The following is a 23699-nucleotide window of genomic DNA, read 5'->3' as shown; positions in this document are numbered from 1 at the left end:
GGCCGGCGGCAGAAGTGCTGCCGGCCGTGAAGTCTGCGCCGCTTACTGCGCGGCCTTGATCTCGCTGACGATCTTGGAATAGTCGCGCTGGGCTTCGCCGACGTCACGCAACTGCTCGAACTTGACGAGATCGGCCACCGGCATCGCCATGTTGGGGAATTTGGCCAGGAAGTCGGCCGGCAGGCTTTCCATCGCCGGCTTGTTCGGCACCTTGTAGTCGATGTTCTGCGCCGCCCAGGCGTGGTTCTTGGCGTCGAGCATGAAGTTGATGAACTTGAAGGCGTCGTCCTTGTGCTCGGACGCCTTCATCACCACCATCGTGTCGACCCACAGGTCCGAACCTTCTTTAGGGATGACGTATTTGATCTCCGGCTTGTCGGCGATGCCGTAATTGCACCAGCCGTCCCAGGCCTGCACCATCAGCGCCTCGCCGGAAACCAGCTTGGAATAGAAGGTGGTGTCGTCATAGGCGAGCAGGGTCTTCTTGGCGGAGATCAAGAGGTCCTTGACCTCGGCCATCTTGGCCGGGTCGGTCTCGTTGACCGAATAGCCCTTGTCGAGCTGCCCGGCGGCCAGCAGCCAGCGATCGGTCGCCAGCATGGTGGTCTTGCCCTTCATCTCGTCGGAAGGGGCGAGCAGGTCGCTCCAGCTCGTGGGCGCCGTCTTGACAAGGTCAGAGCGGTAGCAGAGGCCCGTCGTGCCCCAGGTGTAAGGCACGGAGAAAGCGTTGCCGGCATCGTGCGGCAGCTTGGTCGCTTCGGGATAGAGGTTGGCGAGGTTGGGGATCTTGGCATGGTCGATCGGCTCGGTCAGGCCAAGCTTGTTTAATACTTCGGCGAAGGGCGAGGAGACGAAGACCACGTCATAGCCCTTGCCGCCGGCGGCAATCAGCTTGCCCATGATCTCTTCATTGGTAGCGTGCACCACCACTTCGCCGGCAACGCCGGTGGCGGTCTTGAAAGCGGCCATGGCGTCGGGTGCCATGTACCCATCCCAGTTCGAAATAACGAGGTCGGCTGCGGCGGCCGGCCCCGAGAGCGTCAGGGCGAGACCGAGAGCGATTGAGGATGTATTGAGCGCACGGCGCCGCAGGCTGGTAGCGGTCATGGCAGTCTCCCATTCGGTTTGATCGTCGAAATCATTTGCCGGACCAAGGCCGGCGACGCGCGCGCCTGCCTCGATCCTGTTCCCTCGGTCTTTTCTCGCCGATTGTGCCGACAGTACTATTGCAGAAAAAAGTACGTCAATCCATAATCTGTCAACCGACGGAGGAATTTGGCCGATTGTCCCTGTTCCGGCGATCAGCCAGACCAATGCGCCACATTCGCATTCGAGAAAAGTCATGCAAGCCGTAGCCAGACGACCTCGCACCAACCATCTCGATCTGGCGCAGCGCATCCTGGATGTGGCGCGGCAGCGTGGCTTCGAGCCTGGCGCCCGCCTGCCCGAACAGCAGATCGCCTCGCTGTGCAATGTCTCGCGCACGCCCGTACGCGCCGCACTCGGCCTGCTCGCGGAACGGGGCGTGGCGCGCTGGGAGGCCGACAGCGGTTATCATCTGACGGTCGACCTCGCCGCCCAGCCCGCCATTGCCGCCGAACTACCCAGTGCGGAGGAAGACGAGCTCGCCGAATCCATCCTGCGCGACCGCTCGGCGCGACGGTTGGACCAGACGGTGACCATCGCGGGGCTGATGCGACGCTACGACGCTGATCGCAAGACGGTACTAAAAGCACTTAACAAACTGACCGACGAGAATCTTCTGGATCGTGCGCCTGGGCAATCCTGGTTGTTTCGCCGCGCGCCGGACGATCCGGAGGCGCAAGGCGAAAGCTACGAGTTCCGCCTGGTGCTAGAGCCGGCGGCCATCCTGACGCCAGGCTTTCGGCTGGACGGGGCGCGGGCAGCAATGTTGCGGCAAGGCATGGAAGCGCTTGCAGCGCTGCCGGACGAGACATTCGACACGCGCGAGTTCCAGCGGCTGGACATGGATTTTCATGGCATGATCGCCGAGGGCTGCGCCAACCGTTTTGTGTCGGATGCATTGGCCGATCATCTCCGCCTGCGCCGGCTGCCGGGCATCTATTCCGGCGTCAACGTGTTTCGGCTGCGGCAATCGTTGCGCGAACACTCGGGCATACTCGACTATCTTGAAAGCCGGCAGTATGAGGTGGCTGCCGATCTGCTTCGCATCCACCTGCGGCTCTCCCGCAGCCAGCGACCGCAAGCAGCCAGCCGCGGAGCTCCCGCACTGTTCAGCATGATCAGCCGGCCGGATTGAAGAGGAATAATTGACGCGTAAAGCCAGCCCGACCATCGCGCTGTTTCCCGAAGCCAGTTTCGGCGCCGCGTTGAATTGCGTCGGTATCGCACAGGCATTGCGCGCACGGGGCGCTCGCCCCGTCTTCATCTGCCATGCCGGCTTCTCCGGCGTCTTTACCGACTATGGCTTCCAGGAATACCATCTGCCGACGGATGAGCCGCTGAGCGACAGCGACCGCCAGAGCTATTGGCAGGCCTTCGTGCGCCGGCACCTGCCGCATTTCCGGCTGAGCCCGATCGACCAGCTCGAGACCTATGTCGCGCCGACCTGGCAAGCGATCGTCGACACCGCCGTCAACGCCGAGGCGCCGCTGCGCCAATTGCTGGCGCGGCTGAAGCCGGACGCGGTGGTGCTCGACAACGTCATCATGTTCCCGGCGATCGCCGCCGCCGGCTGCCCGTGGGTGCGCGTCGTCTCCTGTGCCGAGACGGAACTGCCGGATGCCGAGGTGCCGCCCTATCTCTCGGGGATGGGTGCCGACGACCCGCAACGTGCGGCGTTCGAAGCGCGCTATCTCGCGGCCTCCGCACCCGCGCATGAGCGCTTCAACCGTTTTCGTGCGGATGCCGGCCTGGCGCCGTTGCCCAAGGGCCTGTTCCTCGAGACATCACCCGACCTCAATCTGCTGCTGACGCCAGCGATCGTACGGCGTGAGCGGGCCGAGCCGCTCGACCCCAAACGCTTTGTCTATCTCGAAGGCTGCGTGCGTTCGGAAGGGCCATTCGAGGTGCCGGTGTTTCCGCGCAATGGCGGCCCGCTGGTCTATGTCAGCTTCGGCAGCCTCGGCGCGATGGATGTCGGGCTGATCGAGCGCATGCTCGCCGTCTTCGACAGGCTGCCGGCGCGCTTCATCGTCAATGCCGGCGGCCTGCGCGACGCCTATCGCGCGGTGCCGGACAATGTCTATCTCGACGCCTGGTTTCCGCAGCCTTCGGTGGTGGCGAAGTCGGACCTGTTCATCCACCATGGCGGCAACAACAGCTTTTGCGAGGCGCTGCGCTTCGGCGTGCCGTCGCTGATCATGCCCTATTGCTGGGACGGTCACGACAATGCGCAACGCGCGGGAGAGACAGGTGTCGGCGACCATATCGGCCGCGACGCCTGGACGGAAGGGGGATTGGAGAGAGCCATTCTCGGCCTGCTGGCCGACGATGCGATGCGCGCCCGCCTCAGGGACAATGCTGCCAAGATGGCGCTGACCCCTGGAACGGATGTGGCCGCGCAAGCCATACTCTCTCTCATAGGTACGTGAACCAAAATGCAGGACAAAAATACCAACACCGCTCTCTTCACCGGCAACGATCCCAAGGCCTGGCTCGCCCAGCACGGCATCACGGAGGTCGAGTGCCTGGTGCCCGACATGAATGGCGTGCTGCGCGGCAAGGCGCTGCCGACAGCAAAATTCCTCAAGGCGCTGGAAGACCGCGCACTTTACCTGCCGAGCAGCGCTTTCCTGGTCAGCATCGATGGCCGCTACTCCGGTTCGATCGACGAAGGCTTTGCCTATCAAGACCCGGATATGCGCATGGTGCCTGATATGTCGACGCTGTGCCTGGCGCCGGGCGGTGGCGCTGGCAAAGCCTATGTCTTCGCCGACGCCTTCCACATGGAAGGCAAGCCCTGGATGGCCTCGCCACGACATGTGCTGCGCGCCGTGCTCGATCTCTACCGGAAGCGCGGTTGGCGCGCGGTGGTGGCGCCGGAAGTCGAATTCTATCTGACCGCGCCCAATCCGAATCCCGACCAGCCGCTGACGGCACCGGTTGGCGCCAATGGCCGCGCCGAGGGCTCGCAGCATCCCTATGACATGGTGGCGCTGGAAGAATTCGAGCCGGTGATAAGGCGCGTCTATGATTATGCCGCAGCCGCCGGCCTGCCGCTCGACACGCTGATCCATGAATCGGGCACCGCGCAGCTGGAGATCAATCTGCTGCACGGCGACGCGGTGCCACTCGCCGACCAGGTGCTGCTGTTCAAGCGGCTGACGCGCCAGGCAGCGCAGCAGAGCGGCATGCACGCCACCTTCATGGCCAAGCCGATCGCCGCGCAGGCCGGCAGCTCGATGCATCTGCACATGTCTGTCGTCGATGAAACGACAGGCGCCGCGCTGTTTGCCGACAGAGATGATGCAGATACCGAAATGTTCGGCCATTTCATCGGCGGCCTGCAGAAATATGTGCCCGAGATCATGCCGCTATTCGCACCCAACGTGAACTCGTTCCGCCGCATCCGGCCGAACCACAGCGCACCGGCCAACATCGAATGGTCGCATGACAACCGCTCTTGCGGCCTGCGCGTGCCGGCAGGTGGCCGCGCCGCCCGGCGGGTAGAGAACCGCTTGCCGGGAGCGGATTGCAATCCCTATCTGGCGATCGCCGGTTCGCTGCTTGCCGGCTATCTCGGCGTCGAGCAGAAGCTGGCGCGCTCGGCCGAGGCATCTGGCAATGCCTACAAGATCAAAAGCACGCTGCCGAAAACCATGGAGGAGGCGCTTGATCGTTTCACCGCTTGCGAGCCGGTGCGGGCACTGCTGGGCGAGGATTTCTTCCAGACCTATCTGCGCGTCAAGAGCGTCGAACTCGACCTGTTCCAGAGCGTGGTCACGAGCTGGGAACGCGACCATTTGCTGCTGAAGGTGTGATCATGGCCTCCAGCTCGACGGGTTTCAATTCGGGCCTCGATATCGGCAAATCCTATTATGTCGCCACCGCCAATCCGGCGCCGGACCATCCGGCGCTGGCGGGAGATGTCGACGCCGATTTGGTGGTGGTGGGCGGCGGCTGCACCGGCCTGTCGGCCGCCCTACACGCCGCCGTGCGCGGCCTGAAGGTGGTGCTGCTCGAAGGCGGCAAGATCGGCTGGGGGGCATCGGGCCGCAATGGCGGCCAGATGATCCCCGGCTTGCGCAAGGGCGCCAAGGGGCTGGTCAAGCTCTATGGTCCCGAGCGGGCGAAGGTGCTGTTCGACCTTGCCTTCGAAGCGCGCGGCCTGGTGCTCGACATCATCGAGCGCCACGCCATCGATTGCGATCTGCGGCTGACCGGCCATCTCGTCGGTGCCGTTAATGGCTCCGACCTCAGGGATCTCGAAGACGAGGCCAAATGCCTCGAGAGCGTGATGAAGTTCCGCGACGTCGAGATCCTGTCGGCGGCGCAGGCACGCGGCAAGGTGGACACGCCCTATCATGGCGCGATGTATGAGCCGCTCGGCGGCCACATGCATCCGCTGAACTACACGCTCGGGCTTGCCCGAGCAGCCGTGGCCGCCGGCGTCACCATTCATGAGAATTCGGTGGCGGTGAAGCTGGAGCTGGAACCATCGATCCGGGTCTCGACATCGAAGGGTTCGGTACGGGCCAAGCATGTCGTATTGGCGGGCGATGCGCTGCTCAATGGGCTGGAGCCACGCGTCAACAGCCGTATCATGCCGGTCGGCAACTACATCGTCGCCACCGAGCCGTTGGAGGGCAAGCGCAATGTCATCCCGGCCAATGTGGCGGTGTCCGACTCACGCTTCGTCGTCAACTACTACCGCATGTCGGCGGACGGACGCCTGCTGTTCGGTGGCGGCGAGCGTTACACGCCGTCGCCGCCGGCCGACATCGCCGGCTTCGTGCGGCCGCATATGGAAGCCACTTTCCCGCAATTGAAGGGCTGCCGTATCGACCATGCCTGGGGCGGGCTGGTGTCGGTGACGACATCGCGGCTGCCGCATGTCGGGCACTATGGCGAGGTCTATTTCGCGCATGGCTATTCCGGCAAGGGCGTCATCCTGTCGACGCTGTCGGGCAAACTGCTCGCCGAAGCGATTACGGGCGACGCCTCGCGGCTGGACCTGTTCTCGACGCTGACGCCGATGCCGTTCCCGGGCGGTACGGCGCTGCGGGGCCCGCTCTATGTGCTGGGGATGTTGTGGTACGCCATGCGCGACCGTATCAAGCATTGAGGTTAGTACCGGCGGGTGGATCATCGGAGGATTGCATGCGTGATTTTCAGTTCCCCGGCCGCTCGCCGGTTCGCGCAACGGAAGTTATGGCGGCGACATCGCATCCGCTGGCGACGCTGGCCGCCATCGACATGCTGCGCTCAGGCGGAAATGCGATGGACGCCGCCGTCTGCGCGGCGGCGGTGCAAGGCGTCGTCGAGCCGCAATCGACCGGCATCGGCGGCGACTGTTTTGTGCTCTACAGCCCCAAAGGCGAGGGCGAGATGCTGGCCTTCAACGGCTCGGGGCGATCGCCTGCTGCTGCAAATGCCGATTGGTTTCTGGAGCGGGGCCATGGCGAACTGCCTGGAACCGGACCGCATGCCGTCACCATACCAGGCGCCATCGATGCATGGTGCCGGCTACTCGAGGACCACGGAAAAAAGGGCATCGACGCCGCGCTGGCGCCAGCCATTCGCTATGCCGAACAAGGCTATGTCGTTCATGATCGCGTCGCCTTCGACTGGGCCGACGAGGTCGCCCTGCTCTCAGCCGATGAACATGCCGCGCGCATATTCCTGCCCGAGGGAAGGGCGCCGCAAGCCGGCGATGTGCATCGGCAGCCGCACTTGGCGGACACCTTGCGCATCATCGCCAACCGAGGCCGTGCAGGGTTTTATGAAGGTGAAGTCGCGGACGATCTGGTGGAACGTCTTCGCGCGCTGGGCGGGCTGCATGCATTGGAGGATTTCGCCGAGACCCAAGGCGACTACGTCACGTCGGTGAATACGTCCTATCGCGGCTACGATATCCATCAGATGCCACCGAACAATCAGGGCATGACGGCGCTGATCATGCTGAATGTGCTTTCGGGCTTCAGCCTTGGTTCGTTGGAGCCGAACAGTGCCCAGCGGCTGCATCTCGAGATCGAAGCCGGCCGGCTTGCCTACCAGGACCGCGATACTTTCATCGGCGACCAGGATTTCGTCCAGGTCCCCGTCGAACAACTGCTGTCGGCAGCTTATGCGGAGCGGCTGCGCGCCGCCATCGATCCGGCCCTCGCCATGACGCATCTGCCGCGGCTTGAGCTGCCGCGCAGCGACACCGTCTATATCTCCGTGGTCGACCGCGACCGCAATGCAGTCAGCTTCATCAACTCGACCTTCGGTTCCTTCGGCAGCGGCGTCGTCGGTCCCAAGACAGGCGTCGTGCTGCAGAATCGCGGCAGCAGTTTTCGCCTCACGGAAGGCCATCCAAATCGTATCGCGCCGCGAAAGCGACCGATGCACACCATCATGCCTGGCATGGCGACGCGAGGGGGTAAGGTGGTGATGCCGTTCGGGGTGATGGGCGGCGGCTACCAGCCGTTCGGCCATGTCCATCTGTTGACCAACATGATCGATTTCGGGATGGACCCGCAGCAGGCACTGGATGCGCCACGGGTGTTCTACAAGGACAATGCCGTGCTGGCCGAGCGCGGGATTCCGGCTGAGGCGATCGCCGGCCTGCGTCAGCGCGGCCATCAGGTTTCGATCGCCGAGGAGCCGCATGGCGGCGGCCAGCTGGTGCTGATCGATTGGGAAAAGGGCACGCTCACCGGTGCCTCCGATCCGCGCAAGGACGGTTGTGCGCTGGGCTACTGATCTGCGTTACTGGAATGCGCATTCAGAACCAGATCAGCCAGACAAGCTGCAGGATTACCAGTGCAATGGCGTCCCAGAAGATGAGTTCCCCCATCGAGAACCAGCGCCGCGACCGGTTGAAGCTGTAGAACAGCCGCCAGACAAGTGCCGCGGCGGCGAGCGGCACCAAAGCGAGCAGCGTGCTCACGGCAGTCGCGCTCCCGACACCGCATCGAAGGTGTGCAGCGCCGCCGGCGGAAAGTGTAGATAAAGCGGCTGGCCGGGATCGAAAGCGCGATCGACATTCACGGTCCTGACGATCAGCGCGTTGGCCTCGCTCGTGGCGAAGATCAGCACGTCCGGCTCGACCGGTTCGACGACGTCGACGGCAAACAGGATGGCATCGCCGGCAGTCGCGTCGACAAGCTGGATCTGCTCGGGGCGAATGCCGAGCACGATGGGACCATCAGGCTTTCCCGGAAGCGGGCAAGTGAAACCGCTGGCGTGGAAGACGCCGGCGCGGACATCGCCATCGAACGTGTTCATCGCTGGACGGCCGATGAATTCAGCGATGAAGCGATTGGCAGGCCGCCGATAAATCTCGCGCGGGTCGTCGTACTGGATCAGTGCGCCTTCGCGCAACACCGCGACCCTGGTCGCCAGCGTCATCGCCTCTTCCTGGTCGTGTGTGACGAAGACGAAGGTCTTTTTCAGCTCGCGATGCAGACGCTTCAGCTCGGTGCGCATGTGGAGCCGCAACAAGGCGTCGAGATTGGACAGCGGCTCATCCATCAGACAGAGGCTAGGTTGCCAGACCAGGGCGCGGGCCACAGCGACGCGCTGCGCCTGGCCGCCCGACAATTGCGAAGGGCGGCGGTCGAGGTAACGGGTGATTTCGAGCAGCTCGGCCATGGCGCGGACGCAGCGGTCGAGCTCGGCAGCCGGCATCTTTCGGATGCGCAAGGGATAGGCGATGTTCTCGTAGACGCTCTTATGGCTGTAGAGCGCATAGTTCTGGAACACCATGCCCATGCCGCGCAGGCGCGGCGGCAGGTCGGTGACATCGAGGCCCTCGACCATGATGCGCCCGGCCGTGGGACGTTCAAGGCCGGCAAGCAGCCGGCAGGCTGTCGTCTTGCCGGAACCAGAGGGCCCGAGCAGAACCAGGAATTCGCCGGGCTCGAAAGCAAGGTCGAGCGCCTGCAGCGCCACCGTCCCGTCCGGGAAGGCCTTGGTGACGCCGTCGAAAACAATTGCCATGCAAGGATCCCTTCAACCCTTGACCGCGCCGAAGGTGAGGCCGCGCACGAGCTGTTTCTGGACAAGGAAAGTGAAAAGCACGATCGGCAGCGTCGCCACGATGGCGACCGCCGCGACTTGGCCCCATAGCGTGCCATGCGGCGTCACCAGTCCGGGTATGCCGACGGTCAGCGGCCGCCCGTCGAAAGCGACGAGGATGAAGGCATAGAGGAACTCGTTCCACGACAGGATGAAGCAGAGCACGGCCGTCGCGCCGATGCCGGGCGCGGCCAGCGGCGCGACGACGAAAAAGAATGCGCCGAGCCGCGAGCGGCCGTCCATCATCGCGGCTTCGTCGATCTCCCTGGGGATTTCGGCGAAGAAGCCGCGCATCATCCAGACGACGAGCGACAGGTTGAAGGAGGTGTGGGCGATCACCACGGCGTAGATGGTGTCGATCAGGCCAAGCGAGGTGAAGAACAGGAACAGCGGCACGGCGATCGAGATCGGCGGTGCCATGCGCGTGGTCAGGAAGAAGAAGAACAGGTCTTCCTTGCCGGGAAAATCCGAGCGGGCAAAGCCATAGGCCGCTGGCGCGCCGATGACGATGCAGAGTATGGTCGACGACACCGAGATCAGCACCGAATTGATCGCCAGCGGCCAGTATCCCTTGTCGATGAAGACGGCGGGATAGTTGGCAAGCGTCGGCGTAAAAGCCCATTTCGGCACCGAGGACAACAGGTCGACGCGGTTCTTGAACGAGGCCAGCACCATCCAGACGTAGGGCGTCAAGGCCACCACGACAGCGACCAGCAGCACGGCCCAGGCAAAACTGCTCCAGGCGCGGTTGGTGGATTGATCGATCATCGCAGCGCCCTCAAAACGACGCCGCCTGCTTGCGGCTCGACCAGTAAACGGCCTTGTAGAAGACCGAGCACAGGATCAGCACGACGAGATAGATCATGAAGGCGACCGCGGCGCCGTAGCCGAGGTCCCAGTTGCGGAAGTTGATGCGGTAGGCGTAGATCGACACCAGTTCGGTCAGCGTTCCCGGACCGCCGCCGGTCATCAGGAAAACCTTGTCGAACTCCTTGAACGCGTCGATGCCGCGCAGCAATAGCACCAGCGCGATGACGGGCCGCAGCAGCGGCAGCATGACATCGCAAAAGATCTGAAACGGTTTTGCGCCATCCATCATCGCCGCCTCGAACGGCGCGCGCGGCAGGCTCATCATCCCGGCGAGCATGATAAGAGTGACGAAAGGGGTCCACTGCCAGACATCGATGGCGACGATGGTCGGAAACACCAGGTCGGGTGCCGAAAGCACCGCCGAATTCTGCGCCAGCAGGCCAACCTTGCGCATGTAGAAGGTGAGCATGCCGAAATCGCCCTGCAACAGCAGCCGCCAGATCAGCCCGACGGCGACCGGCGCAATCATCATCGGGATGAGCAGCAGTGTGGTGAGAAGCCGCTGGCTGGCGACGAAGCGGAAGATCAGGAAGGCCAGCGCAAAGCCGAGCAGGAATTCGAGGCCGACGGCGATGACGACGAATTTCAGCGTCAGCAGGAACGATGCCCAGAAGAATGGATCGTTGCGCATCAGCTTGCGGAAATTGTCGAAACCGACGAAGGCGCCGGCATGGCTGGCGTCGGCGAAGCTGAGGTCGGTCAGCGCGGTGTAGACCATGTAGTAGAACGGGCCGACCAGGAAGACGACGACGAGCAGCGTCGCCGGCAGCATCAAGAGCGGTCCCACCCCACGGTCGAGAAGCGGCATTCCGCGCGGCGATGGAGTGCGGTTCGTCACGGGCGTTTCCTGCGGACAAGAACGGCTACCCGCTTGTGCGGGTAGCCTCTGCGCGACATCTCAAGGCCTATCGTGCCGGATAGGTCATGGGTGCGCAAGAACCGAGCAATGTCGAGATGTCGGTGGCGGCGGTGTCGAGGGCGGCCTGAGCCTCCTTCTCGCCGGCGAGGTAGGACGACAGTTCGCGCACCAGTATGTCGGTCATCTCGGCCGATTGCGGCAGCGTCGCCTTCGGCACCGCATGCTCGTTGGCCTCCATCGAAGCCTTGGCATAGGGCAGCTTCTGCACCTCCGCCGAGGCATAGACATCGGGCCGGCCCGAGGCGCCGCCATTGAGATGCTGCTCGAGCTGGCGGTCATAGCCCATCATCCACTGGACGAAGAGGAAGGCAGCCTGCTGGTTCTTCGAATAGACCGGGATGAGATAGGTCCAGCCCTCGACCTGGCCGATCTTGCCACCGTCGCCTTGCGGCACGAGATCGAAGCCAACCTTGCCGACCACGGTGGAGGCCGTGGTGTCGACCGATACGGCATAGGTTGCGTCGTTCCACATGATCAGCTCGGCGACCTTGGCTTGCTGCATCAGCGCCATGACATCATCCCAGAAATAGTTGAGGCTGTCCGGCGGCGAGAATTGCAGCAGGCTCTTGTAATATTCGAGCGAGGCGACGGCCTTGGGGCTGTTGACGATGACCGGGCCGCAGGCCGAGCCGCTCTTCACGTCGAGCACGTCGCCGCCGAACGAATAAAGGAAGTTGAGCCACTCATACCACAGCGCCTCGTGGCGCTTGCCCTGCAGGGCGGTGCCGTAAAAACCCTGGTCGGGGCGATAGAACCATTCGGCGATATCGCGGTATTGCTTCCAGTCCTTGGCGGGAGCGAGGTCGTTGCCATACTTGGCCTTGAAGCCTGCCTGCTCCTTGGGATCGGCGAGCAGGTCCGACCGATACCACATGAACATGTTGAGCACGGTGAAGGGGAAACCGTACTCCTTGCCGTCATACCAGGAGATTTCGTGCCAGGCAGTCTGGTAGAGCTGCTTCTCCGGCTCGAAGCTCGGATCGCGCAAAGCCGGGTCGGCCATCATCTTGGCGATTTCGACCAGATGGTTGTTGGTGGCGAACTTGCCGAGTTCGCGATGCGGCTGGATGATGACGTCGTAGCGGCCGCGGTGCGAGTTGAGATCGAGCTGCACCTTGTTGACGGCTTCCGAGTGCTCGTACATCTCGACTTCGACATGGATGCCGGTCTGTTTTTCAAACTCCGGCGCCATCTTCTTCAGCGCTTCGAGCGGCGGCAGCGCCTCGCCGACCATGCGGATGGTCTGGCCGCTATAGGGTTTCGACGCCTCTTTCAGATCCCACGCGGCCGCTTGTGTCACTTGCCACGTCAGGGGCCACATGAATACGGCTGCGACGAGCAGTCTGGACGCGGTACGTCTCAGCGGCTTGAGCATTCTTCCCTCTCCCTAGAAGTCGTGCCTGGCGGGCCGGCGCCCGTTCTGTCATAAAATGTGTGGTACTGCAAATCAAAATGTGGCACCTTGCAACAAATGGTTGGGAGGTGTTAACAGACCGGCAGCAAACCGGCTTTCCCGACCAGGCGAGGGACCTTTCGGATGGACTTCATCTTCATGCTGACGCGCCACGATCGCACGGTCGAGGACTGTCTCGACCTGGTCGATTTGATCGAGCCGGTCGGCCTGAAGCATGTCGGCTTCAAGGATATTGGCGTCGCGCCGGATGTGCTGCGCAAGCTCGCTGTCGCCATTGGCCGGACAGGCGCCACCACTTACATGGAAGTCGTCTCGACGACGGCTGAGGCCTGCCTTAATTCCGCGCGCATCGCCAGGGATCTCGGCGTCCGGCGCCTGCTCGGTGGAACCCAGGTCGACGAGATCATGGCGTTGCTGGAGGGGAGCGGCACCGAATACTACCCTTTTCCCGGGCGGCCGGTCGGCCATCCGACCAAGCTCGGCGGTTCGGCCGAGGATGTCGAGGCCGACTGCCGCGCCTTCGCCGAGAAGGGTTGTGCGGGATGCGACATCCTCGCCTATCGCGCCACCGAGGCCGACCCGGCCGAACTGGTGCGCGCAGCCCGGCGCGGGCTTGGTCCGTCGCGGCATCTGATCGTCGCCGGCGCCGTCGCATCAGCCGATCGGCTCAAGGCGATCAAGCTGGCCGGCGCCAACGCTTTTACCATTGGCACAGCGATTTTCGATGGCTCCTATTCGCCGACGAAAGGTTCTATCCTCTCGCAATTGCGGGATGTCCTCGCGGATTGCGAGCGCGTCTAATGCCAGTCATCGGCATCGATCTCGGCACACAAAGCCTAAAGGCGATCGTTGTCGATGACGAATTGCGGCTGCGTGGCGAGGCCGCTGCGCTGTACCAGCCGGCCTTCCCGGCGCCCGGCTGGGCCGAACAGAACCCGGCGCTGTGGCTGGCGGCGCTCAAGCCGGCCATTGCCGGCGCGCTCGACAAGGCTGGGCTTGCGCCGTCCGACATCAAGGGTATTGCCATTGCCGGCCAGCTCGACGGCTGCGTCGCGGTCGATGGCAATGGTGAGGCGCTGGCTCCGTGCATCATCTGGATGGACCGGCGGGCGGCAGGAGAGATCGCCGGCATCGATCCGGACTTCATCCGTGAGCGCACCGGTCTCGTTCTGGACGCCACCCATATGGCGGCGAAAATCCGCTGGGCCGCGCGCAACCTGCCCGAAGCGCGCCGGGTGGCGCTCTGGCATCAACCGGTATCGTTCGTGGTCGCGGCGCTGTGCGGTCGTGCCGTCATCGATCACGCGCTGGCCTCGACAACCATGCTCTATGGACTGAAGGAGCACAACTATGCCGGCGATCTGCTGGCGGCCTTCGACATCGATGCAGATAAATTGCCCGGCATCGACGATGCATCTGAGATCGCCGGCGCCTTGACGCACGCCGGCGCCGAGCTCACCGGCCTGCCTGTGCGCACGCCGCTGGCGGTTGGCACCGGCGATGATTTTTCGGCCGCCATAGGCGCCGGGGTTGTCGTGCCCGGTGTCGTCGCCTGCAATCTCGGCACGGCCGAAGTGGTCGGCGCGGTTTCCGGCACGCTTCGCCTCGACCCCAGCGGCCTGGTCGAGACCCATGGCTTTCTCGGCGACGGCTATTTCATCTCCAATCCCGGATGGCTCTCGGGCGGCGCGGTGACGTGGTTTCTAACAACCTTCGGCGTCGATTCGCCGGCGGCGATGTCGGAACTGGCGGCGACGGTGGTTGCCGGCAGCGACGATTTGCTGTTCTTGCCCGCGTTGTCCGGTGCCATGGCGCCGCGCTGGATCGCCGAAGCGCGTGCCGCTTTCTACGGCCTGACATCCTTCCACGGCAAAGCGGCCTGCGCTCGCGCAGTGCTGGAAGGCTGCGCCTTCGCCATGCGCGACGTGGTCGACCGGCTGGACGATCTCGATATCGCGACGGATCGCATCCGGCTCTCAGGCGGTGGCGCGCGCAGCCGGGTATGGGCGCAAATCCGTGCCGATGTCAGCGGCAGGCCGGTCGAGATCGCAGGTGCGGCCGATGCCTCGCCGATCGGTGCGGCAATCCTTGCCGCCGCGGCCATCGGCCTTACCTCCTCAGTGCAGCAGGCGGCTGAAAGGCTGGCCGGCCACATCGAGACGATCGACCCTGATCCTTCCGCCAAGGCCGCCTACGACAGAAGTTACCGCCGGTATCGCACCTTATTCGATGCCCTGACCCCGCTTCATGCTGACTGACCGGACTGCATCCTATGTCCAGACAAATGCTCGATCGCCTTATTGCCGGCACGCTGCCTGACCCGGATAGCCAGGGAATGCTGTCGGTGCCGCTGAAGACCATCGTCATAGGGCGCGGTCTCGGCGACGAGGCCGGTGCGCTGGTCAAGCCGCTGCCGCTCGGCCGCAAGCTCGCCGTGGTCATGGATCCCGACACAAGGCTGGCGCTGGGTGAGAGGGTGTCGATCGGACTGCGTGGCAGCAGCGATGTCGACAAGATCATCCTGCCGCGCCATCCGCATCCGGACATGGACGCGGTGCGATCGGTGATCGCACGCACGAAAGACGCCAGCGGCCTGGTCGCGGTCGGATCCGGCTCGATCAACGACATCACCAAATATGCCGCCCATCTGACCCAAAAGCCCTATGCGGTGTTCGGCACCGCGCCGTCGATGAACGGCTACACCTCGGTGTCTGCGGCAATCACCGAGGACGGCCTGAAGAAATCGCTGACGGCCAGCCTGCCGGTCGGCGTCTTCCTCGATCTCGATGTCATGGCGCGAGCGCCGCACCGGCTGATCGCTGCCGGCTTCGGCGATTCGATGGCGCGGCCGACCGCGCAGACCGATTGGCTGATGGCGCATCTGTTGCTCGGCACGCCCTACCGGGAGGCGCCGTTCATGCTTCTGGCCGAGGACGAGGAGGCGCTTATCGCCAAAGCCGGCGAACTCGGGACCGGCGACCTTGAGGCGATGGAAGTGCTGGTGCGCACGCTGGTCATGTCGGGCCTTGGCATGACTTTGTGCGGCGGCTCCTATCCGGCCAGTCAGGGCGAACATCTCATCGCCCACTATATCGACATGCGGGGCCAGGGATTGCCCGAGGCGCATCACGGCGAGCACATAGCGGTGACGACATTGACGATGGCGCGGCTGCAGGAACGCGTGCTGGCGCTGCGGGAGCTGCAGCTCGCGCCGTCCGCCGATACGCCAGACCGCTTCATCGAAATCTTCGGCGAAACGCTCGGACGTTCCTGCTGGGCGGCATTCAAGCCCAAGCTGCTGGACCGCGAACGGGCGGACGCTGTCAACACCATGCTGGCCAGGCAGTGGCGCTCGCATCGCGAAAGGCTGCTGCGGGTGGCACGCCCGGCGCGCGAGATCGCGGCAGCACTGCGTGCCGCCGGCGCCCCAACCACGCCGCAAGAGGTCGCCATACCGGCTGGCTTCTACGACGAGGCGGTCGCCAATGCGCGGCTGATCCGCGACAGGTTCACCATGCTCGACGTCGCTGCTGCCTCGCTCGAAACGGTTGCGGCGGGAGCCTGAGCGGGTGCTGCGTCCGCTCACCGACTTCACCCCGCCGGACCGGCGCAACATCGCTGTCGTGCTGACCGACATAGACGACACCTTGACCGACAACGGGCGGTTGCCGGCAAAAGCCTATGCGGCGCTCGAGCGGCTGAAGCAGGCCGGATTCATTGTCGCGCCGGTTACCGGCCGCCCTGCCGGCTGGTGCGACCTGATCGCCCGGCAATGGCCGGTGGACGGCGTGATCGGCGAGAACGGCGCCTTCTATTTCCGCTACGACGACGCCAAAAAGCGGATTGTTCGCCACTACGCCAAGAGCGCTGCCGAACGGCAGGCCGATGCCGCGCGCCTCAAGGAGATCGAGCAAACCGTTCTGCGCGAAGTTCCGGGTGCGGCGGTCGCGGCCGACCAGGCCTATCGCGAGGCCGATCTGGCGATCGATTTTTGCGAGGACGTGGCGCCGCTGCCCAAAACCGAGGTTCTGAAGATCATCGGCATCTTCCAGCGCTACGGCGCGACGGCGAAAATCTCGTCCATCCATGTCAATGGCTGGTTCGGCAAATACGACAAACTGTCAACAAGCCGGCTATTCTTGCGCGACTGTTTTGGTATAGACATAGACCACGACAAGGACAGCATTGTCTTCGTCGGCGATAGTCCAAACGATGCACCAATGTTCGGCTTCTTCCCCAACAGCGTCGGCGTCGCTAATGTGCTGGACTTCGCCGGCGAGCTTCCGGCGTCTCCCGCCTTCGTCACAAGCGGGCGCGGCGCGAAGGGATTTGCCGAGTTTGGCGACGCGCTGATTGCTGCAAAGGGAATGGAATAGTCATGGACCAAGGCCGACTGACGAAGAAGGAGCGGCACGCGCTTATCCTTTCGGAAGTGCGCCGGTCGGCGTCGATACGCATCTCCAAGCTCGCACGGCGCATCGGCGTCGCCGGCGAGACCATCCGCCGCGATCTCATCGAACTCGGCGATGCCGGGCTGATCAACCGCACCTATGGCGGTGCGACGATCTCGCTGGTGACATCAGAACCGGTGATTTCGGAGCGTGGCCTGACCCTGATCGAGGAGCGCGCCCGCATCGGCCGCGGCGCGGCAAGCCTTGTCGAGAAGGGCCAGATCGTGATGATCGATGGCGGTTCGACCACCTATGAGGTGGCGCGCAACCTTTCGCAGCTGAAGCGCGACCTGACCATCATCACCAATTCCACCGGCGTGGCCTCGGTGGCGGGCGCCAATCCGACCTTTCGGGTGCTGCTCTGCCCCGGGACCTATGATAGCCGGGAAGGCAGCGTGTTGGGCGAAGACACCGTCGAGTTCCTGCGCCGCTACAATGCCGACGTCGCCATTATCGGGGCATCGGGGATAAGCGCCGATGGTCCGAGCGACATGATCTCGGGCGCCGCGGCCGTTAAACGCGCAATGATATCGCGTTCACTGTCGACGGTGCTGGTGGTGACCCACGACAAGTTTGGCCGCAGCAGTCTGGAACGCATCTGCGGGCTCGATGACATTGCCGATATCGTCACCGACAGCGAACCGAAGGCCGACCTGCGCACTGCTGCCGAACAGGCGGGCACGGAGCTGCATGTGTTTGCCGCCGACTGATCAGCATTGGCTATCCGGCGGCATCCCGGTTGGTCAGTGCGATGTGGCAGCAGCCGGGGCCGTGGCCCGGCGTCCAGGTGACATTGTCGAAGCGCACGCCCGTTGCCTCGAACAGACCACGGTCGAAAGCGCCGGCGATGCGGCAGAGCGTGGCGAGTTTTTCATCACCGACACCGGCCTCGACCCAGGCGTCCTTCAGCGGACAACGCTTCACCTTGAAGGCGATGTGGTCCGGCCCGCGCTCGACATCGGTCGGATACATCAGGCCGCCATCCGGGCTGACGGCCAAAAATGCCTCGCCGATGGCCGGCGCGTCGTTAGGTCCGAAACGGGCGAAGGCGGCCGCCGCCACCTCCTTGCCGCGCTGCTCGATGGTGCGGATCATGATCGCCTCGGCCTTTTCCGCGCCGAGTTCGCCGGTCAGCTCGTCGAGAAACAGACGGTAGAGATCGGCGCGGTTACGGAAGGCGGAATCGAGTTCGCGCGAGAGTTTTTCGGCTCTGGCTTCTGGTTCGGTCATGGTACTTGCCTGCTGCTTCTGTCCAATCTTGGCGCCGCCGCAACCAGCGCCTTGCCGATTGCCGATTGCGGCGCGTCGACTACGTTGCGGGCGTCGCCGCTCTCGGCGATCCGCCCGGCGTCGAGAAGAACGACGCGGTGGGCCATGGCCCGTACGACGCCGAGATCATGCGAAATGAAGAGATAGGCGATCCGTTCCCTGGCTTGCAGGTCGAGCAGCAGCTCAAGGATTTGTCCGCGCACCGAAACGTCGAGCGCGGACACCGCTTCGTCGAGCACGATCAGCGACGGTTTGGTCGCGATGGCTCGGGCGATGGCGACGCGCTGGCGCTGGCCGCCGGAGATTTCGTGAATGGCGCGCGGGGCGAGATCGGCTGCCAGCCCGACGCGATCCAGCAAGGCAGCAATGCGGGCCGGCCTCTCGGCGCGGGAAGCGATGGCATGGATGCGCAAGGGATCGTCAAGCACGCGAGCCACCGTGGCGCGCGGGTTGAACGCGGCGAGCGGATCCTGGAACACCATTTGCAGGCGCGCGCGCTTGGTGCGCAGGGCCGCACCCTTCAAGAGCAGAAAGTCATCGCCTTCGAACTGGACGGTGCCGGCGTCGGGCTCGATCAACCTAAGCACCAGCCGCGCGATCGTCGACTTGCCGCTGCCGGAGGGCCCGGCCAGCGCCAGCGTCTCGCCGGGTTCGATGGCGAAGGAGACACCGTCGACGGCCGCGATGGCCTTGCCGCCGCGGTGGTAATGCCTGGTGAGGCCGGAGACAGCGAGCACGCTCATGCCGGCGCCCGTCGTAGCAGCGGATCGGCGTCGAGGCCGAGATGGGCGTCGAGCAGCGTTCGCGTATAGGCATGGCGCGGGGCGTTTATGATTTGCTCCGTCGGGCCGAGTTCGATCAGTTCGGCGTTCCGGAATACAGCGATACGCTCTGCGAGTTCGGCGGCCAGCGCGATGTCGTGGCTGATGAACAGCAGCGTCATGCCGTCCTCCGCCACCAGTTGCCGAATGAGGCTGACGATTTCGGCTTGCACAATGGTGTCCAGCGCGCTGGTCGCCTCGTCGGCGATCAGCAGTTTCGGACCGGCTGCAATGGCCGCGGCAATTGCAGCGCGCTGCTTCTGGCCGCCGGAGAGCTGGTGCGGGAAAGCACGCATGGCGGTTTGTGGGTCGGGCAGGTGGACGCGTTCGAGCAGGGTCTTTGCCTTGGCGTAGGCTTGCGGCCAGTCGAGGCCGAGGTGGGTGCAGGCGACTTCGGCGATCTGTTTGCCGACGGTCATGACGGGGTCGAGGCTGGCGGAGGGGTCCTGGAAGACGAAACCAATGTCGCGGCCGGGAAGGGGGAGCGTGCTGGGCTCGGTTAATTTGAGAGGTCGGCGTTCCGTCACACCCCCCTCTGTCCTGCCGGACATCTCCCCCGCAAGGGGGGAGATTGCTCTCTCATCTCCGCCTTCGCCAACCACGAACGTTGCAGAAGGGAAGCCGTCGGCAAAGCTGCTGATCTCCCCCCTTGCGGGGGAGATGTCCGGCAGGACAGAGGGGGGTGGGAAGGATCGCGGCGCCTGAAATTGCCACTTGACATGCCCTTCAATCTTGGCTGACCCCGGCAGCAGTCTAGCCACCGCCAGCGCCAGCGTGCTCTTGCCCGAACCGCTTTCGCCAATGATCGCCAGCCGCTCGCCGGCAATAACATCCAGGCTGACCCCCTTCAGCGCCGTTACCTCGCTGCCATCGCTGAAATAGCGCACAGACAGATCGCGTATCTCAGCCAGTGCGGTCACGACAGGCTCCTCCGCACCGCCGTCGTCTCCACCACGCCTTCGCCGGTGAGATAGACGCCAAGCACGGTCAGCACCAAGGCGATGCCCGGAACGATCGACAGAAAGGGCGCGGTGCGCAGCACAGTGCGGCCCTCGGCGATCATGCCGCCCCAAGTGACGCGATTGGGGTCGCCGAGACCGAGGAAGGACAGCGCCGCCTCGGTGAGGATCGCCGCCGCCACGATCACCGAGGACAAGGCCAGCACCGGCGGCAACGCGTTGGGCAACACCTCGCGAAAAGCGATCTCAAGCGGATGCATGCCGATGACGCGAGCGCCGGCGACGTAATCGCGCTCGCGGATCGACAGCACTTCGGCGCGCGCTACACGCGCCGGTCCGGTCCAGGCGCCAAGCGCTATTGCCGTGACGACGACGCCGAGCGACGGCCCGACGACGCTGACGAAGGCCAGCGCCAGGAGAAAACTCGGCACGGTCTGGAAGGCATCGGTGGTTCGCATCAGCACCTCGTCGACAAGGCCGCCGGCAAAGCCGGCCAGCGTGCCGACGATCGCGCCGACGAAGAGTGCCGCCGCCGCCGCCGCCAGGCCGACCGCCAGCGAGGTGCGGGCGCCGTGGAACAGCTCGGCCAGCACGTCACGGCCGAGCCGGTCGGTGCCGAGCGGCAGCGACCAGTCCTGGAACGGCGGCAGCAGTGCTGGTCCGGCAATGGCCTGCGGGTCGCCGGGGAAGAGCAGCGACGCAAACAGCGCCATGGCGAACAGAAGCGCCAGGATGATCGCGCCGGCGACCGCTTCCGGCCGGCGCAGGAACCGCGGCAGCGCGCTCACGCGCTGGCCTCGCCGGCGCCGACGCGCGGGTCGAGGAAGGCGTAGGCGATGTCGACTGCAAGGTTGATGGCAATGACGAGGACGGCGCTGGTGAGGATGATGCCGAGCAGCAGCGGCGTGTCGCGCGAAGCGACCGCTTCCTGCGCCAGCCGGCCGAGGCCGGGCACGGCAAAGACGCTTTCGATGACGACGCTGCCGCCCAGCATCTGCGCCGATTGCAGGCCGAGCATGGTGACCAGCGGCAAGAGCGCGTTGCGGGCGACATGGGCGAGCACGATGCGGCGGCGTGACAGCCCCCTGGCGCGGGCGGCGAGTACAAAATCCTGCCGCCACGCCTCGGCCATGCCGGCGCGCATCATGCGCAGATAGAGCGCGAGATAGATGAAGCCGAGCGCGGAAACCGGCAGGACGAGGTGGACGGCGATGTCGGTGGCGCGGTCAAAACCGGTCTTGTCCGAGGCCAGGCTCTCGATGCCGCCGATCGGCAGCCAGCGCAGGTCAACGGCAAAGACGACGATCAGCACCAGGCCAAGCCAGAAACCCGGCACGGCATAAAGCGCCAGCGAGCCGATCGACAGGAAGCGGTCGCGAAAGCTGCCGGGTCTGGCGCCGGCGTAGATGCCGAGCGCCGAGCCCAAACCGAAGGAGAGCGCGGTGGCGGTCACCATCAGGAGCAGTGTCGTCGGCAGGCGTTCCAGGATGACATCGCGAGTTGGCCGCGAGAAGGTAACGGACTGGCCGAGGTCGAAATGCAGCAGCGCCCAGAGATAGTTCGCGAGCCGTGTCAGCTCGGACTGGTCGAGGCCCCAGCGATGACGCAGCAATTCGATCATGCCGGCGTCGCCGCCGGTCGAGACGATGTAGGCGTCGACCGCGTCACCGGGGGCGGCTTCCAGGAGGAGGAATGTGCCGATGATGACGATCAGCAGCACGAAGATGCTGCCGACGAGACGACGGCGGATGAGGGTGAGGGCGCGGATCATGGGAAAGGCATAGCGCTGCGCCAGTCGGGAGAGGGGGGTGTGACGAAACGCGGCCCTACGCCATGCCTTGACACCAATTTCTTTGCGAACGTTCATCCGCGCAAATGTGTCACGATTCCAGATACGTGTCCGCCCAGTTCGAAACCGCCCAGCGCGGATTGTTGGCGATGTTGCCCACGGTATCGCGCGCGACGCTGATGAAGCTCCATTCGGCGACGTTGATCAGCGGCAGGTCCGCCGCGACCTGTTTCTGGAATTCCTTGTAGAGGTCGGTGCGCGCTGACGTATCCAGCGTCTCCGAAGCCTTGGCGATCAGCGCGTCGAGCGCGGCGTTCTTGTAGTCGCCCTGGTTGGAGAACGGCACGCCGTCGGGAATGCCGCTCTGCACCAGGATGGTGGTCGAGATCGCCGGGTCGCCGCGGAACACCGGCGGGCCGACGGCGAGGTCGAAGGTGTGGTCGGTGTAGACGGCCTTGATGTGCGCGGCCGAGTCGTTGTTGACGATCACGGCGTCGATGCCGATTGCCGCCAGCGCCTGGCGCAGATAGTCGCCGAACTGCTTCGTCTCGTTGAAATAGGGTGCCGGCAGGAGTTTCAGCGCAAAACGCTTGCCGTCATCGGCGCGCTTGTACCCCGCGTCGTCGAGCAAGGCGTTGGCCTTGGCGACGTCGAATGGATAGATCGGCACGTCGGCAGTGTAGAATTGCGGATCGTTCTTCGGCACCGGGCCGGTGGCGGTGGCGGCATAGCCGAGGAACACCGTCTTGACGACGAAGTCCTTGTCGATGGCATGCGCGATCGCCTGGCGGACCTTCACGTCGGCCAGTTCCTTGCGGCGATGGTTGATCTCGACGACGAGCTGATAGGTCAGCCCCTCATAGCCCTTGGAGATCACCTTCAGGCCCGGCACCTTGGAGATGCGGTCGAGGTCGGCCAAGGGCACGGCGGAGAAGGCGGCGAGCTGGATCTCTTCGGCCTCGAGCGCCGCTGCAGCCGACGTGCGGTCGGGTAGCACCTGGTAGATGATCTCGTCGAGATACGGCTCGTCCTTGGCCCAGTAATCCGCATTCCTGGTCAGCTTGTAATACTGGCCGGCCTTGTATTCGCCGAACTTGAACGGCCCGGTGCCGATGGGTGCATTGTTGGCCGGGTTGTCCTCGATCTTGCCGACCTCGTAGATGTGCTTCGGCACCACGCTTGACAGCGCCGGCAGCGCGTTGCGGATCAGCTGGAACGGCGTTGGCTTGGCGAATTTGAAGACGGCGGTCAGATCGTCAGGGGTGTCGACGCTGGCCAGATCCTTGAACACGGTGCGGCCGAGATTCTGCAGCGGCTTCCAGATCTGCAGCGCGGAGAAGGCGACGTCGGCCGAGGTGAACGGCTCGCCGTCATGCCATTTGACGCCGTCGCGCAGTTTGAAGGTCACCGACAGCCCATCGGCAGCACCTTCCCAGGAGAGCGCAAGACGGGGTTCCAGTCCGTCCTTGCCTTCGAACGAGGCTTCGGCCAGCGTTTCGACGATCTTGCTGGAGATGAAGAAGACGCCGTTGGAGGCGACGATGGCCGGATTGAGGTTGCGCGGCTCGGAATCGGCGGCAAGCACGAGGCGGCCGCCCTTCTTCGGCGTCTGCGCCCAGCTGAATGTGGGCATGGCGGTGGAGGCCAGCAGCAAAGCTGAGCCGCCAAGCAGCGTGCGTCTGGAAATATCCGACATGATCAACCTCCGTCCTCTCCGCGACCAGATGGGCGCACCCCTCGAAGCTGGCCTCACCCGCCAGCATCCTCGCGGCGATTATGACCCTTGCCAAGGGTTTCGCCAGAGACGGAATTGGCGCATCCTTGCTTGGCTTTGAAATTTTCGTCCGCTGGACCAGTTTTAGAGGTGGCCCTTTCATTCTGGTATTCTGGTAGGACCAGATTGCCTTAGTGTGCAGCAATGACGAGTGGTGACAGCCTGCCGAAGCAATCTAACCTGTTTCTGGCTGGACCAGAGTTAACGAAATGGTGCAGATTTGATC

At 64.2% G+C, this 23699-nt stretch carries 22 protein-coding genes; 10 read left to right on the top strand and 12 right to left on the bottom strand.

Going from position 1 to position 23699, the window contains the following annotated elements:
* Positions 1-42 precede the first annotated feature (42 nt).
* Positions 43-1107: a polyamine ABC transporter substrate-binding protein gene (locus tag NKJ18_RS04475; protein WP_023698839.1), complete on the bottom strand. Its 1065-nt coding sequence runs from the start codon at positions 1105-1107 to the stop codon at positions 43-45.
* Between the two features lie 235 nt (positions 1108-1342).
* On the opposite strand from NKJ18_RS04475, the gene NKJ18_RS04470 reads away from it, so the two are divergent.
* The 5 genes from NKJ18_RS04470 to ggt are packed head-to-tail and all read left to right on the top strand — an operon-like array spanning position 1343 to position 7890.
* On the top strand, positions 1343-2281 hold the full coding sequence (locus NKJ18_RS04470; protein WP_352757863.1) for an FCD domain-containing protein: 939 nt from the start codon (positions 1343-1345) through the stop codon (positions 2279-2281).
* Between the two features lie 10 nt (positions 2282-2291).
* Positions 2292-3575: a glycosyltransferase gene (locus NKJ18_RS04465; protein WP_023698837.1), complete on the top strand. Its 1284-nt coding sequence runs from the start codon at positions 2292-2294 to the stop codon at positions 3573-3575.
* A 6-nt stretch (positions 3576-3581) separates the two neighbouring features.
* Entirely contained in the window at positions 3582-4964 is a 1383-nt protein-coding gene (locus tag NKJ18_RS04460) for a glutamine synthetase family protein (RefSeq protein WP_352757862.1), read from the top strand.
* A gap of 2 nt (positions 4965-4966) precedes the next feature.
* Complete coding sequence (locus NKJ18_RS04455; protein WP_352757861.1) at positions 4967-6268, top strand: NAD(P)/FAD-dependent oxidoreductase; 1302 nt, start codon at positions 4967-4969, stop codon at positions 6266-6268.
* A gap of 35 nt (positions 6269-6303) precedes the next feature.
* Positions 6304-7890, top strand: a complete 1587-nt coding sequence (gene ggt / locus NKJ18_RS04450) for a gamma-glutamyltransferase (RefSeq protein WP_352757860.1) — start codon at positions 6304-6306, stop codon at positions 7888-7890.
* Positions 7891-7912: 22 nt separating this feature from the next.
* Here ggt and NKJ18_RS04445 read toward each other — a convergent pair whose 3' ends face one another.
* From NKJ18_RS04445 to NKJ18_RS04425, 5 genes are all read right to left on the bottom strand, one after another.
* Positions 7913-8077: a hypothetical protein gene (locus NKJ18_RS04445; RefSeq protein ID WP_023672938.1), complete on the bottom strand. Its 165-nt coding sequence runs from the start codon at positions 8075-8077 to the stop codon at positions 7913-7915.
* The gene (locus NKJ18_RS04440; RefSeq protein ID WP_023712274.1) at positions 8074-9129 is read right to left on the bottom strand and encodes an ABC transporter ATP-binding protein; all 1056 of its coding nucleotides are present in this window, start codon (positions 9127-9129) and stop codon (positions 8074-8076) included. Before NKJ18_RS04440 ends, NKJ18_RS04445 begins: the two co-directional genes overlap by 4 nt.
* A 12-nt stretch (positions 9130-9141) precedes the next feature.
* Positions 9142-9975, bottom strand: a complete 834-nt coding sequence (locus tag NKJ18_RS04435) for a carbohydrate ABC transporter permease (protein WP_352757859.1) — start codon at positions 9973-9975, stop codon at positions 9142-9144.
* Positions 9976-9985: 10 nt separating this feature from the next.
* Positions 9986-10915: a carbohydrate ABC transporter permease gene (locus NKJ18_RS04430; RefSeq protein ID WP_352757858.1), complete on the bottom strand. Its 930-nt coding sequence runs from the start codon at positions 10913-10915 to the stop codon at positions 9986-9988.
* Positions 10916-10982: 67 nt separating this feature from the next.
* Positions 10983-12371 carry an ABC transporter substrate-binding protein gene (locus tag NKJ18_RS04425; RefSeq protein WP_352757857.1) on the bottom strand — a complete coding sequence of 463 codons (1389 nt, stop codon included), beginning with the start codon at positions 12369-12371 and terminating at the stop codon, positions 10983-10985.
* A gap of 162 nt (positions 12372-12533) precedes the next feature.
* On the opposite strand from NKJ18_RS04425, the gene NKJ18_RS04420 reads away from it, so the two are divergent.
* The 5 genes from NKJ18_RS04420 to NKJ18_RS04400 are packed head-to-tail and all read left to right on the top strand — an operon-like array spanning position 12534 to position 17571.
* Complete coding sequence (locus tag NKJ18_RS04420) at positions 12534-13211, top strand: beta/alpha barrel domain-containing protein (RefSeq protein WP_352757856.1); 678 nt, start codon at positions 12534-12536, stop codon at positions 13209-13211.
* A complete protein-coding gene (locus NKJ18_RS04415) occupies positions 13211-14668 on the top strand; it encodes a xylulokinase (protein WP_023835049.1) in 1458 nt (485 codons plus the stop codon). The genes NKJ18_RS04420 and NKJ18_RS04415 overlap by 1 nt, the downstream gene beginning before the upstream one ends.
* A gap of 14 nt (positions 14669-14682) precedes the next feature.
* Complete coding sequence (locus tag NKJ18_RS04410; protein WP_352757855.1) at positions 14683-15975, top strand: iron-containing alcohol dehydrogenase; 1293 nt, start codon at positions 14683-14685, stop codon at positions 15973-15975.
* Positions 15976-15982: 7 nt separating this feature from the next.
* Entirely contained in the window at positions 15983-16786 is an 804-nt protein-coding gene (locus NKJ18_RS04405) for an HAD-IIB family hydrolase (RefSeq protein WP_352757884.1), read from the top strand.
* Between the two features lie 2 nt (positions 16787-16788).
* A complete protein-coding gene (locus tag NKJ18_RS04400) occupies positions 16789-17571 on the top strand; it encodes a DeoR/GlpR family DNA-binding transcription regulator (protein ID WP_023824655.1) in 783 nt (260 codons plus the stop codon).
* A 10-nt stretch (positions 17572-17581) separates the two neighbouring features.
* Here the strand turns inward: NKJ18_RS04400 and NKJ18_RS04395 are convergent, their stop codons facing one another.
* From NKJ18_RS04395 to NKJ18_RS04370, 6 genes are all read right to left on the bottom strand, one after another.
* Entirely contained in the window at positions 17582-18091 is a 510-nt protein-coding gene (locus tag NKJ18_RS04395; protein ID WP_023704257.1) for an L-2-amino-thiazoline-4-carboxylic acid hydrolase, read from the bottom strand.
* Positions 18088-18873 carry an ATP-binding cassette domain-containing protein gene (locus tag NKJ18_RS04390; RefSeq protein ID WP_023832985.1) on the bottom strand — a complete coding sequence of 262 codons (786 nt, stop codon included), beginning with the start codon at positions 18871-18873 and terminating at the stop codon, positions 18088-18090. The genes NKJ18_RS04395 and NKJ18_RS04390 overlap by 4 nt, the downstream gene beginning before the upstream one ends.
* Positions 18870-19871: an ABC transporter ATP-binding protein gene (locus NKJ18_RS04385; RefSeq protein WP_352757854.1), complete on the bottom strand. Its 1002-nt coding sequence runs from the start codon at positions 19869-19871 to the stop codon at positions 18870-18872. The genes NKJ18_RS04390 and NKJ18_RS04385 overlap by 4 nt, the downstream gene beginning before the upstream one ends.
* On the bottom strand, positions 19868-20698 hold the full coding sequence (locus NKJ18_RS04380; protein WP_352757853.1) for an ABC transporter permease: 831 nt from the start codon (positions 20696-20698) through the stop codon (positions 19868-19870). The genes NKJ18_RS04385 and NKJ18_RS04380 overlap by 4 nt, the downstream gene beginning before the upstream one ends.
* Entirely contained in the window at positions 20695-21681 is a 987-nt protein-coding gene (locus tag NKJ18_RS04375) for an ABC transporter permease (RefSeq protein WP_352757852.1), read from the bottom strand. Before NKJ18_RS04375 ends, NKJ18_RS04380 begins: the two co-directional genes overlap by 4 nt.
* A 109-nt stretch (positions 21682-21790) precedes the next feature.
* Positions 21791-23395, bottom strand: a complete 1605-nt coding sequence (locus NKJ18_RS04370) for an ABC transporter substrate-binding protein (RefSeq protein ID WP_502906149.1) — start codon at positions 23393-23395, stop codon at positions 21791-21793.
* Positions 23396-23699 lie beyond the last annotated feature (304 nt).

This window comes from Mesorhizobium sp. M0217 (assembly GCF_040321955.1).
In the GTDB taxonomy this organism is placed as follows: domain Bacteria; phylum Pseudomonadota; class Alphaproteobacteria; order Rhizobiales; family Rhizobiaceae; genus Mesorhizobium.
Note: the sequence above shows the minus strand (reverse complement) of the source record. Positions and strands in the feature narration are given on the sequence as shown.